At 35.3% G+C, this 13,491-nt stretch carries 10 protein-coding genes; 5 read left to right on the top strand and 5 right to left on the bottom strand.

The genetic code is table 11. From position 1 onward, the window contains the following. Positions 1 to 60 precede the first annotated feature (60 nt). Both MKY09_RS10570 and MKY09_RS10565 read left to right on the top strand, forming a co-directional pair. Positions 61 to 1,938: a hypothetical protein gene (locus MKY09_RS10570; RefSeq protein WP_340883688.1), complete on the top strand. Its 1,878-nt coding sequence runs from the start codon at positions 61 to 63 to the stop codon at positions 1,936 to 1,938. Positions 1,939 to 2,346: 408 nt separating this feature from the next. Continuing rightward, positions 2,347 to 3,087, top strand: coding sequence for a CsxC family protein (locus tag MKY09_RS10565; RefSeq protein WP_340883687.1), 741 nt, complete (start codon positions 2,347 to 2,349; stop codon positions 3,085 to 3,087). 264 nt (positions 3,088 to 3,351) lie between these two features. Here MKY09_RS10565 and MKY09_RS10560 read toward each other — a convergent pair whose 3' ends face one another. The 4 genes from MKY09_RS10560 to MKY09_RS10545 all read right to left on the bottom strand — a co-directional run bounded on the left by MKY09_RS10560 (position 3,352) and on the right by MKY09_RS10545 (position 6,818). Beyond that, positions 3,352 to 5,019, bottom strand: coding sequence for a b(o/a)3-type cytochrome-c oxidase subunit 1 (locus tag MKY09_RS10560; RefSeq protein ID WP_169359536.1), 1,668 nt, complete (start codon positions 5,017 to 5,019; stop codon positions 3,352 to 3,354). Position 5,020: 1 nt separating this feature from the next. Beyond that, positions 5,021 to 5,497 (bottom strand): cytochrome B5, encoded by a 477-nt coding sequence (locus MKY09_RS10555; RefSeq protein WP_298469411.1) that lies wholly within the window; start codon positions 5,495 to 5,497, stop codon positions 5,021 to 5,023. Positions 5,498 to 5,517: 20 nt separating this feature from the next. Then, positions 5,518 to 5,640, bottom strand: coding sequence for a cytochrome c oxidase subunit 2A (locus tag MKY09_RS10550; RefSeq protein ID WP_298469414.1), 123 nt, complete (start codon positions 5,638 to 5,640; stop codon positions 5,518 to 5,520). A gap of 722 nt (positions 5,641 to 6,362) precedes the next feature. Beyond that, a complete protein-coding gene (locus MKY09_RS10545; protein WP_342566624.1) occupies positions 6,363 to 6,818 on the bottom strand; it encodes a chemotaxis protein CheX in 456 nt (151 codons plus the stop codon). Positions 6,819 to 7,152: 334 nt separating this feature from the next. Here MKY09_RS10545 and MKY09_RS10540 point away from each other — a divergent pair, with 334 nt between their 5' ends. Further along, positions 7,153 to 10,761, top strand: coding sequence for a dynamin family protein (locus MKY09_RS10540; RefSeq protein WP_342566623.1), 3,609 nt, complete (start codon positions 7,153 to 7,155; stop codon positions 10,759 to 10,761). Beyond that, the gene (locus MKY09_RS10535; protein ID WP_340883684.1) at positions 10,761 to 11,576 is read left to right on the top strand and encodes a sulfurtransferase; all 816 of its coding nucleotides are present in this window, start codon (positions 10,761 to 10,763) and stop codon (positions 11,574 to 11,576) included. The genes MKY09_RS10540 and MKY09_RS10535 overlap by 1 nt, the downstream gene beginning before the upstream one ends. Before the next feature lie 234 nt (positions 11,577 to 11,810). Here MKY09_RS10535 and MKY09_RS10530 read toward each other — a convergent pair whose 3' ends face one another. Further along, on the bottom strand, positions 11,811 to 12,152 hold the full coding sequence (locus MKY09_RS10530) for a hypothetical protein (protein ID WP_298471798.1): 342 nt from the start codon (positions 12,150 to 12,152) through the stop codon (positions 11,811 to 11,813). 246 nt (positions 12,153 to 12,398) lie between these two features. On the opposite strand from MKY09_RS10530, the gene rlmN reads away from it, so the two are divergent. After that, positions 12,399 to 13,469: a 23S rRNA (adenine(2503)-C(2))-methyltransferase RlmN gene (rlmN, locus tag MKY09_RS10525; protein WP_169359529.1), complete on the top strand. Its 1,071-nt coding sequence runs from the start codon at positions 12,399 to 12,401 to the stop codon at positions 13,467 to 13,469. Positions 13,470 to 13,491 lie beyond the last annotated feature (22 nt).

Here is a 13,491-nt window from a genome sequence, read left to right as displayed (position 1 = left end):
TTCCTTCTAACTGAATAATATAAATAATACAGGGCAAACGTCTCAAGTAATAAGAGAAAGGTGGGGTTAATCATACCAAATATAGAGGATGAAGTTGTCTTTACGAAAGAAGAGGCTGTTACATTTAATATTGCTAGTGACTTTCACTACAATAATTCAGCGGGAAAATTGACTGTTCCATGGTTTGATTATGGTGCGTTCGTTGAAATAAATAACAATCAGAAGAAATGTATATGCTTTTCAGTTTTACAACCAGTAGAATCGGCTGAAGTGGAAAGTGATGACCAAGTATCAGCAGATGATAGCATAACTGACATAGAAGAAATATATGCGTCTGATATTAAAAAAGTAAAACGACGTACTTTTAAAAGAAAACGGCGCAGACGATTTATAGACACAGTACCATCTGAAGATAATATTATGATAAATGGCCCTCAAGAAAATACAAAGGAAAATAGTTTATTCAATTTTTTAAGGGAAGAAAAAAATTCACTTAAGCCATACTATCTGCTATCAAATCATAAAAATAAAAGTAAACAGCCAAATCAACTAAAATATATTAGGGCTTATTTGCCAACACCGAGCCGTAAAATAAATCATGTATTAGAGTATGAAAATGCAGATTATAATCATGAATTAGAAGTGATGGCTTACATTGAGTCAGAAGAAGAACCAACAGAATGGAATACCACAGAACAAACACCGCTCCAGGATTCTTCCTTCTTTATTGAGCCGCAAGCAATTGAGATCCCTTCCCTACAAGAAGATTCAAAAGAAGAGGAATCTATAGAAGAAACAAACATTCCTACAATACCTTCCTACGACAGTAAAGAGGAAATATTAGTTTTAGGAAATGATGTAGATTATTCTTCCATAGAAATTGCTCATGAAATAGATCCATTAGATTCCATAACTAAAGAATTAGAATTTACTAATGAAGATAGTATAAGATTTATGGATGAAAGTCTTCGAGACACGTATTTGTCTGTAATGATTAGTAGTCTGAAAAAAATTCTTGCTAGTAAAGAAGCGGTTGAAAGTGAAGACCTCAACACGTTACCAGATAACACTCTCCAAGATTATCAAGAGGAAGACATATCTACTATAGAAAAAGAATCTCTTTTAGAGGAAGAGGAGATATTACTCACTAACTTAGTTGCAGAAGAAGATTCTCAAGAATCAGAGGAAGTAATTTATAAGGTAAAGGGACCCACCTCTAATATAAAAACAAAAACGATATATATTCCGTTTTCTACCTACGTAGATATTGAAGATTTTATGAACCCTGCACTTTATGGTAGTGCAAAGCAAGAAGGGTATAATTTTTTACCTACAAACAACGATCATTTCCCTCTTTTAGATACAGTATTTTTTGATAGTATGTACTTTTTTCAAGAAGATCTCTATTGCCATCTGTTAGGTTATAAAGTGCATGAAATTCTCTTTTCTGCTCATAACAATGACTCACAAAAACTATCTGTAGCAGAAAATAACCTATATAAGTCCCAAGTTAAAGTTAGACATAATTCAGGACAAAAGGAAAATAAGCTCCCGTTAGCGGTGCATATTAAAGTACCTGTAATTATAGGGGAGTATGATGTTGAAATAAGCTTAAAAAGAGCCTTGGATTTGGAAGAAAGAGTAGTTAATATTAAAGAATTATCAAAGGATATTCAATTGGCTTCTTGTAAATTCATACCTTCCTCTTTCGAGCAATCCAACGAAGAAGGTGTTCAACAGGCAACGAGAGGAAAGCTGTTAATAGAAGGGACTATTATACAAAGAATTGAATATACGGTGTTGTCGGAAAGCGAGGAAAAGCTAAGGAAAAAAGATTTACCGTCTGAATCGCCTAAAGTGCAACAAAATGCTGTAATTGAATTAGTTTTGCAGCTTTTACAAGTTCAGAAAGTGTATTATCCATTCACAAAAAAATAAACTCCACTTGTACTGTAATTTTGTTAGTGCAAGTACCTTTTTTAATGTAGCCATCTCTAACGAATGAGTTCGTTGGTGATGGCTTATTTAATTGCTGATTATTAATTCCTTTAAGCTGTAGGCGACGAGTCCAGTGGGATTACTGCTATATACGGTTCCTAGCCCCATCAAGAGAATGGCGATTATGAATTTGATAGAGCTAGTAAAATTTAAATTATTGGTTGTGAATAGTATGAGGAAATCTCTAAGCTATATTACACAGAAGAGTTATTTAAACAGTTAAATAGATAAATAATATCGACATAATTTACGTTTCTGTGTCTATTGCTTATACATCCATCGGTGATTTTACATAACTTAAAACAGAAATGAATTAATTTCGCAAAAAATGAATGGAGGAAATTTTAAATGAATGAAGAGAACGGTTTAAACAATGGCGATTTGTCCAATGTTTACCCATGTCCGGTAGATAATGCAAGGTCTCTACCACAATTACAGGATGAACCTGTTGATCCTTGCGTAGTACCCGATAATTTTTACCCGATTATTAAGGTGCCAGCTGTATTGGCGGAAACTACAATTCAAATAGTAGTAGAAGCAGATATATTATTAGATCCACCTGCAAGCGAAATCAAAAGAGTACACAAGGATGTATTCTTGACACAATGTAAGCTTGTACCGGTAAGGTTTGATCCGATGGATTCTTGCGATGGCTCTCGCAGAGTTACTAGAGCTAAATTATTTGTTGAAGGATTTATTAGAAAGGACATCGAATACGCAACTGATGATTGTAACGGTGTAATTTACGATCGTATTGCTTCCGTACCTTTCACAGGCTTTGCTGACCTAAATGGGTCTGATTTTATTCTATACCCTATCATTACTAAATCTTCTGAAAGTCAATCCCGTTTCATTAATCCGAAAAACAGTGAAATGCCTCGTTTAGATAAGTATTTCTTTGAAAACAGTACTTTCTATAATGAGCAGCCTTATTGTGAATTGGTGAGAGCTGAGTTTTTCGAGCTTGACTACTCTCCGTGTTTAGTGGATATGCGCGATACTTTTGATACGCTTACAGAGAAAATGGTAGTAGACCTAACTTTAAAAGTACTACAAATTAGACAAGTAAGAGTACGGTCAGAGGGGTAAAAATTTAAATAATAGACAAAGCCCTATTTGGGTGGGCGTGTGCTTAAATATGTATAATGATATATACATTTTTAAAAGGGAGTGCTCTAAAAGTCAGAAATTTGGCTTTTACGGGTAGTCCCTCTAACGCCTTGTCCATACATAGAAACTGCTAAAGTTTGTAAACGACGAGACGATCAACAAGTGCAAGATTATAAAAACAAAAAGAGAGACTGTTTATATGAACAGTCTCTCTTCCTTCGTATATACTTAAAAGAATTATAGTTACCAGAATTTATAACCTTTTGAACCTGGAGGAGCATTTTGAATCATATCAAACACCGGAACCGTATAAGCAAATAAAATTAAGAAAATACAAATCGTTAACCATATTTTCCAGTTTTCGAGTGCCATCGGTGTTTTTTCTGCATTTTCGGATACTTCTCCAATTGGAAATTCTGTATCACCTTTAGGAGCAAACCATACTAATTGAGCTACTATATATAAGACTAAGATGATACCGATGAATAAAATTGTACCGCCAACTGCTTGTGCGATTTGGTAGGGAACCCACTCGGCTGCCTGGGCAGATTCACCATAGGTTGAGAAATCTGATCGGCGGGGGGCTCCCAATAATCCAGCAATATGCATTGCTCCAGACATAATGGACATACCTACTGCCCAAACAATACCTTGTATAATAGCTAGCTTATTCATTTGTTTAGTCAACACTCTACCAGTAAGGTGGGGGATTAACCAATAGGCTGCTCCAAAGAATGTTAAAACGACAGTTGTTGCTAAAGTAAGATGGAAATGACCTGTAACCCAGATAGTATTATGTACTACTTGGTTCATTTGGTTAGATGCATTGATAATACCACCAGCCCCAGCAGGGATGAAGGCAGCCATTCCGATAAATGGTACTAGGAATCGCGCATCCTTCCAAGGTAGCTTTTTAAACCAGCCAAATACGCCTTTTCCTCCAAGCTGTCTTCCACGAATCTCAAATGAAGCAAACATAGAGAAAGCAGTCAGAAGGGAAGGTATAACTACCATCATTGTTAAAACAACTTGCAAGTACTTCCAAAATGAATCAATACCTGGCTCTGTCAATTGATGATGGAATCCAACTGGGATAGAGAAGATTAAGAAAAGCATAAAGGATAATCTTGCTAGTGCGTCCGAATAAATTTTACCTCCAATAATTTTCGGGATGATCACATACCAAACCATATACGCTGGTAATAACCAGAAGTATACTAATGGGTGACCGAAATACCAGAAAAGTGTACGAGAGAGTAAAACATCGATTTTATCTACCCAGCCTAAAGACCAGGGGATTAATTGGAATACTACCTCAACTGCTACACCAAGTGAACAAATAATCCACATAGTTAAATTTACAATAACCATAAAAGTTAATAATGGGCTAGGTTGCTTTGGATTTGCTTTACGCCATTCCATATATTTCATGATCAAGCCAGCTCCGCCAATCCATGAGCCTACTACAACTAATGCCATCCCAACATAGAAAATCCAATGCGCTTGAAGTGGTGCATAAAAAGTATACAACACAGATGCTTCGTTTAATAAAACCATTACTGCAGCAGCAGTAGTGCCGGTTGTCATTGTCCAAAAACCAATCCAACCTAGTGTTCTCTGTTTATCTGTTAATGTGCCGGAAGTACGGCTAACAGCAGCAATTTGAAAACCAAATATAAAGTAAGTAGTTAAAATAAGTCCTAATAAAACACCATGAACAGTTAATAATTGATAGTAACCTATACCCCAAGGAAGGGTGAATTGCCCAGAACGTACAAGGGTTTGTAAGAGTCCGCAAAGTCCTCCTATTAATAGTGCAATAAAAGCTACATGAATATGAGCCATTGCAAGCTTGCCATCACGACGGTCAACTTTCACAAAGCTTTGGGCTTTTTCTGTTATTGTTGCCATGTTACTCAACCACCTTTAACTTCGATGTCATAGACGTGTGTCCTACACCGCAATATTCGTTACATAAAACTAAATACTCTCCAGCTTTATCTACAGTTGTTACATATTCTGAAACGTAACCTGGTTCAAGCATCATATTAATATTTGTATCTACTATCTGAAAGCCATGTATAACGTCTTTCGTTGTTGCTATAAATTTAACCGTAGAACCTAGTGGAACTTCAAATTCTTGTGGGTTATAAAAGAATGCGGATGCAACTACTACTATCTCATAATCCCATTCTTTACCTTCTACTTTGTGAACTCCTGGGTTATTGAATGGAGCAATCTCGTCTACTCGCTCAGGATCAATATATACTTTTGCACTTGGTGGATGTGAACCATAGTGGAAGGCGCTAAAACCAACTATTATTAAAAATAAAACTAGTGAACTAACTCCAAATGTTATCCACCATTTTTCATACTTGTGAATATGCATAACCTTTAACCTCCATTAGTTTAAAATCTGTCAATAAATAAATAGAATGCAAAAAACCAAGTGACTAATATAAATAAACCGACAACGCTAACTGAAATGAGCGTCCCTTTTAGTTCTGGTTCTTTATTTTGTTTTTTGGACATTTGTCTTACACCTCCAAAACTTTCCTTCTTTTTCTATAGGTACATCATAAATTTAAAAAAACAAAGTTGATGTGATATTTATCACACATACAAAGGTTATATGTGAAGATACTGTGAAATAATTTGAAAGTAACAAAAAAGTAAATAGGAATTGTGATAAAAGTTATATATTAATTTTTAGTGGGGAAATATAAGTGTATGGAAGGATTAACGCATTTTTATGTTGGCTTTGTTAAAGAGTAAGGTTAATTTTATGAAGCAAAGCAAACTTTAAATCAGAGAGTAGAATTGATTTCCGCCCCAGCCGGACGCTTTCCTCGGGGTGAGCGATAAGCCACCACCCATCGCTTACGCGCGTGGTTGTGATGTCTTATCTGTCTCACTCATCCCGTAGGAGTCGCCGTCTGGCGCTCCAATCAATAAATGGGAACAGCTTTAGCATCGATAAAGCGCTAATAAATTTATTCGCATAAATATAGCTTTTATGTTTTAGAAAATTTGATAATGAGGGCAACACTTATATCATGGGGCATGACAGCGATTTTTAAGGGATAATTATTGGAAAGACTATTGTCTCTATCCGCTTGAACAACTGCTATGATGTAACAAAAAAAGCCCTAAAAATTTTACGATTTGTAAAATTTCAGGACTTTTAACTTAAAGGAGGATTTTTTTCCATTCTCTTCGATGCGTACAAAGTATTAAGAATTATGTATAACTATCTAATCTTCATCAACAGTCAGAATAATAGCCATGGGACCTATGTCAGTCACTTCTACGGGTAGAAAGAAAGCCTGTTGGAAACCATATAACTTACTTTGTCCTACAATTACAGTAGGAGGGGTTATATCTATTTCTAATCCTTGTTGTGCAACAACCGTACATAAATTACCTGCAATCATGTTTCCTAGTTCGCCTGTAAAAGATTCAAGCATTTCTCCCTCTAAAGGCATACCAAACATAGAGGCACCAACAGATGAAAAATAATGAGAAGATGCATCTATTATAATTCTTGCTTTCATATCGCCTACAATACCGATCAGTACAGCCATTTCCACTACCTCATATGGTTGAGACAAGAGAGTAGGTGGTTTGTAACTAAGGTTTAAAGGGATGACTGCTTTTATAGATTGAATCGTCCCATTCAATATAGTTTGTATGTTTCTAGAAAGAGTCATCTTTTTCCTCCAAGTAGTAAAGTTGAATCAATTTTAGCATAATATCTAGTCAAAAAGAATATATTTTATAGTCATTTGTGAATTGTTATGTTATTATTTAAATGAGAATGAATATCAAGTTCAGTTGAGAGGGAGATAGTCATGTTATATATTTTAATTGGCTCAACAGTTGTTATTTATAGCGTAGTCACAAAACATATATTAAGTTCAATAACACCTCAATCAAAATAATAATAATTTCTGTGATGACTTTATGACAATAAAGTCATCTTTTTTTATATTTTCTGATATGATATACATATTGTTTATTAGATAAAAAGGGGAAAAATTTCAAATGGATCAATTAGAGGAACTACAGAATATTAAACAAAAAAATGCTTTACTTGCAGCTATCTTTAAGCAAAACAAGGATAATGAAAGATATGCCAAGTCAAAGCTATTTGCAGATAAATTAGAAAAACAAACATTTACCATTGCTTTTGCTGGTCACTTCTCAGCAGGTAAATCTAGTATGATTAATGCGCTCGTAAATGAACAACTGCTACCGACTAGTCCCATTCCTACGTCGGCTAATATTGTAACTGTAAATAAAGCAGATGAAAATTATGCGATTGTCCACTTTGTTGATCAGTCTCCTGTTAAATTCTCAGGAGAATATGATATACAGCATGTAAAAAAATATTCAAAGGATGGTAGTAAGGTTTCTCAAATAGAAATTGGTCATAAAACATCTGGGCTTCCGAAAGGTATTACCGTTATGGATACGCCCGGTGTTGATTCTACAGATGACGCTCACCGAGTGTCTACGGAGTCGGCTCTCCATCTTGCAGACATCGTTTTTTATGTGATGGACTATAACCATGTACAATCTGAATTGAACTTTCAATTTACGAAACAATTGCTGCATTACAACGAAAACATATACTTAATCGTTAACCAGATTGATAAGCACCGAGAAGAAGAGTTGTCTTTTACTGCTTATAAAGATTCTGTGTCATCAGCTTTTACCGCTTGGAATGTTGTACCAAAAGATATTTACTATACCTCTTTAAAAAACAAAGAGATGCTACATAATGACTTTGAGCAAGTAAAACAAATTGTAAATGATTCCATCCTTCATAAAGAAGAACTTTTTTTGCTATCAGCTACAGCTACATTAGATAAACTAAAAGATGAGCATCTGGCATTTTTAGAAGAGGAAAAAAAAGGTCTACAGCATGAGCTAAGTTATTTATTAACTGAGGAAGATTGGATTAATGTCGAAGAAATCTTAGATCAGTTTGAAGTCTCAGAAAAACAAAAAAAGCTTCAAGAAAGCGACGCTTGGAAAAAGGTATTTGAATCTAATAGAAAAGAAATCTTAAGCAATGCCTCGATAATGACGTATGAAATTCGGGAGAAGCTAAAGAGTTATGAGGAAAGCAGGCAGGATAACTTCAAAGTTGGCTTCTTCTCGAGTAAGAAAAAGACGGAACAAGAAAGAAATAATAGGTTAAAAGAGACAATTGAGCTACTAGAGACAATTGTTTCCACTCATATTACGGCACATATTAAAAACTTAATGAAGCGGATGCTAAAAGATGTTGGTTTATTAAATGACAGTAAGACAAGTGAAATAAATAATATGTCATTTTCTTTGCCAGCCGAAATCATCGTAGATACGATGCATAATGGGGCTAGTACAACAGGTGATGCGATATTAAATTACGCAAATCGTGTAAACGATGCAGTTAGCCGATACTTTGTAAAAGAAACGGAAGCTTGGAAAGAAGAGAATATTCAATACATTGAAGAGCATTCTTCTACTGAAGACGAGCAGTTTAATAAGAAAACTGATACTTTAAGAGAAAAACAAGAAGCTATTTTAAAAGTGTCGGAAATAGAGAAAAGGGTAGAGGATCTTAACAAGTTATTAATAGCTCCTACTCTTCAAATTCGAAAAGATAGTATCAATCTTTTAAGTGAGTGGAACGAGGAACGTCAATTGTTCGAACGATCTATTGTGGAATATGTAGAGACAACTGAAGAGGAAGTAGAGGCAGTTAATGCTGTCGCTGCTGAAGAGGAGAAATCTGAGGAAGCTCCTATATTAGCATTTGATGAAATGATTCACCGTGCTAATAAAATTGGAGAGATCTTAAAAGAGCTACCTGACTTTCAGGAAGCTGCTTCCGTTATTAAGAAGAAAGCAATGCGGGTAGAAAACCAGCAATTCACCATTGCGCTTTTTGGAGCTTTTAGTGCCGGAAAATCAAGTTTTTCCAATGCGCTGATGGGAGCTAATGTGTTGCCTGTATCACCAAACCCTACTACGGCAACCATAAATAAAATACATCCCGTAACTGAAAATCATTTGCATAATACGGCTGATGTTAGCTTGAAAACGAAAGAGCAGCTTTTGGAGGATGTTAAGTTTGCCTTTGAACAATTAGGTATAACTATTATTTCTTTAGAAGAAGCCTTCGAAAAAGCTCCAGCTGCAGTAAAAGAGACCTCTACTGAGGAAGTTCATAAATCCTTTATTAACGCATTTTATATCGGATACCCGGCTGTAAAGGACAAGCTGGGAGAAGTTTTAAATGTAGATGAAAAGGAATTTTCTCTTTTTGTCGCGCAGGAATCTAAAAGCTGCTTCGTAGATTTTATTGATTTCTATTTTGATTGTGAGTTAACAAGATTAGGAGTAACTTTAGTTGATACTCCGGGAGCAGACTCCATAAATGCTAGACACACAGGTGTCGCTTTCGACTATATCAGAAATGCAGATGCAGTATTATTTGTGACGTACTTTAACCATGCTTTTGCTAAAGCAGATAGAGAATTCTTAATCCAGCTTGGCCGTGTGAAGGACTCTTTTGAGCTAGACAAGATGTTCTTTGTAGTGAATGCAATTGACCTTGCAAGCAATGAGGAAGAGGCAGATTTAGTAAAGCAATATGTCAAGGACGAGCTACAGCGTTTTGGTATTCGTTTCCCTCGAGTGTTTGGTGTCTCTAGTCTTCAAGCTTTGCAAGAAAAAGAAAATAAGATGCAGCTGCATAAAGGTATGGAGCAGTTTGAAAAATCATTCCATCAATTCTTAGAGCAGGATCTTAAGCAAATTGCTGTCATTGCTTTAGAAGAGGAATCGAATCGCCAGAAAAATAAATTGTTATCTCTCATCCAACAAACCGAGGCTAATCTAGCTCGAAAAGAAGAAAGACTGACGGAGCTTACTAATCAAGAAGAAAAAATAAGAGAACGATACACACAGTACAACGCTATATCCTTAACAAAGGATACGACGCAAGAATTAGAGTCACTACTTTTTTATGTTTTACAACGTGTGTATTATCGCTTTAATGAATTTTTCAAGGAAGCTTATAATCCTTCCCTGTTTTCTAATCACAGCGCTTCCGTTGCTTTAGACATCGCTCTAAAAGATATTCTTCAAATGATTCGTTTTGATTTGGAGCAGGAGTTACGTGTAACCAACTTCCGAGTTCTTCAATTTATCCAGAGACAAATAACCCAGCTGGATAAGGAAGAAATGAGAATCTTAAAGGATTGGAATGGAAGCTTAACTTTTAGCCCTCATGAAAGTGAGGACTATGAATTATTAGAGTTTGTAGGTCCTTTCCAAGACAAAGATAAATATAGTCACGTAAAATCATACTTTAAAAATGCTAAGTCCTTCTTCGAGAAAAATGAAAAAGAAAAGTTAAGGGATACTCTATCTGAGGAAACAAAAGTAGAAGCAACAGCCTATATCGAACAAGAGAAACAAAGACTGGTTGAATGGCTCATCCATTATGCTGAGCAAGAAATAGAGCGAGCTCGTATAAAATGGCTGAACGAATCATTACAACAGCTTGCTGCTGAGCGAAAACTGTTGGAGCAAGAAGAGACGTTGAAGCGCTGGAAAGATATTTATCAAAAAATTCAGGGTGGAGGTAATGCTTAGTGACTAAGGTTTTTATCGATCTAACTGATATTGATGCTAATACTACAAGGTTTATCGATACACGCTTTAACCTAGCTGATTCTAAGGCTGGATTTGATTTGTTTCAAGATGGGCATGTAGAAGGTGCGGTTTACTGGGACTTAGAAAAAGATCTTTCTAATATGGAGGATGTTCATGGTAGACATCCAATGATTTCGAAAGAGAAAATGACAGAACTCATACAGAGCGCAGGACTATCATTGGATGACCAAATAGTTATATACGATCAAGGAGCAGTACCTTTTTCTTTAAGAGCATATTTTTTACTAGAGTGGGCAGGCTTTAAGAATGTTAAAGTTTTACGTCAGGGTTTTGAAGAAATAAAGCAAGCACTTCCCATTACTAAGAAAATAACCTATTACGACAATACGAAAGTAGTTCCTAGTTGGAATGATAATATATTGTTAAATATGGACGATGTCCGTGAGGTTGTAAAAGGGAACAAGGAAGGTCAGTTAATTGATGCACGTGCAGCTGCTCGATTCAGAGGCGAGATAGAGCCAATTGATCCGGTAGCTGGTCATATCCCCACAGCAATTAATTATGACTGGGAACAATTAAAGCAGGGTAGTACTTTTTTAGACAAAGACTCATTAACTGCAAAGTTAAGTGATCTAACGAACAAAAAGAAGCCAGTTATCGCGTACTGCGGAAGTGGGGTAACTGCAGCTCCATTATATGCAAGCTTAAAAGAGGCTGGATATGAAGATGTTAAATTATATGTTGGTAGCTATAGTGACTGGATTCGCGAGAACGAAATAGAAACATCTACATAACTAATATAAAAATAAACATGAGGCTAGGCTGCCAATTATAAACCTTAAAAATTTTACTACCTGGTAAGGTTTCGAGGATTCTATTCTAATCACCTGGAGTTGTTTTCCGATACAGCGGACGCTTTCTGGGGGGTCTGCAAACAACTAAAATGAAGAAATGTCTTAAAAAACCGTGAAATCAAGTTGCCGATTTCACGGTTTTTTTATTGCATTTTTAACTTTAACTACTCATATTTAACGTACAAAAAGATACTTCTTATTAATATAGGTGCTTTCTTCAGTAGCAATTACTTCAGCATATGGAATACCAAATAGAGTATAAGCAGTAAGCACGGAATATTCAGCTTGACCCGTATTTTCATCTATGATCGTATCATTGACCTCATACGAGACAACCATGAGATTATCAATCGAGTGTTGAAAAGTATTAATTGTAGTCCCTATAAAAGTATCATTCATCTGCGTATTGGTAATCCCTGTAGGTAGAAATGCTGCAAAAAAAGTAATGAATACAATTACTTTTAAAAATGCTTTGCCGGGATGAAAAAATGCTCTTTTTCTTTTCATGAACTTCATAATCGATATCTCCAATCTTTTATACACGTTCTATTAGCTTATTCATCATAATTCCTTTCAATGAATGTTATTTTCGTCAGTAAAAGGAAATAGGACTAATATCTTTAATTTCCAGTGTATTTAAGTTAGTATTGGAAAGACTAAATGATATCTTTTTAAATATTTTTCCTTTATAATTAATTGTCGTGCAAGAGAATTTGGTGTATAATAGGCGAATTGTATGTGTAAGAAAAGAGGGGCTAAATAATGAAAAAATCAATTTATGGTCTAACTAGAGACCAATTAATAGAATGGTTAATGGAACATGGTCAAAAAAAATTCCGTGCGGAACAAGTATGGGATTGGTTATATATTAAACGAGTACAAAGCTTTGCGGAAATGAAAAATGTAAACAAAGACTGTTTGGATCTTTTAGAAGAAAATTTCGTTATCCAAACGCTAAAAGAAAGTGTAAAACAGGAGTCGGCAGATGGAACGATTAAATTCCTTTTTGAAATGCAAGATGGGAATTTAATTGAAACAGTATTAATGCGTTTTAAATACGGTCTGTCCGTATGTGTAACAACTCAAGTTGGCTGTAATATCGGCTGTAGCTTTTGTGCAAGTGGTCTTTTAAAGAAGAGTCGTGACTTAGATGCTGGAGAGATAGTTGGACAAATTATGAAGGTTCAAGAGCATTTAGATCAGCTTCAAAAAGACGAGCGTGTAAGTCATATCGTAGTAATGGGTATTGGCGAGCCATTTGACAACTACAAAAACCTTATGAACTTCTTAAGAACAGTTAATGATCAAAAAGGACTTGCAATTGGTGCACGTCATATCACTGTTTCTACAAGTGGGCTAGCTAAGAAAATTATTGACTTTGCTAATGAAAATATTCAAGTAAATCTTGCTGTTTCTTTACATGCTCCAAATGACGAGCTTCGTTCTCAAATCATGGTTATCAATAAAGCCTTCCCAATTGAGAAAGTAATGGCTGCTGTTGACTATTATTTAGAAAAAACAAACCGTCGTATTACATTTGAGTATATCCTACTTAAAGACGTTAATGATCATGTGGAAGAAGCGCAGCAGTTGGCTAAGCTATTGGAAAATAAGCGACATCTTTCATATGTTAACTTAATTCCTTATAATCCGGTAGATGAGCATGGACAGTACCAACGTAGTACTGAAAAATCCATTAGTGCTTTCTTCCAAACATTGAAGAATAAAGGAATAAACTGTGGAGTACGTATGGAGCAGGGTACTGATATTGATGCAGCCTGTGGTCAATTACGTAGTAAACAAATTAAAAAAGAAAAAGCTGGAACAAAATAATTTATTAAAAAACGCATCTGCC

The organism is Psychrobacillus sp. FSL K6-4046 (genome assembly GCF_038624605.1).
Classification (GTDB): Bacteria; Bacillota; Bacilli; order Bacillales_A; family Planococcaceae; genus Psychrobacillus.
The sequence above is the reverse complement of the archived record's forward strand: the minus strand, read 5'-3'. Positions and strand labels throughout refer to the sequence as shown.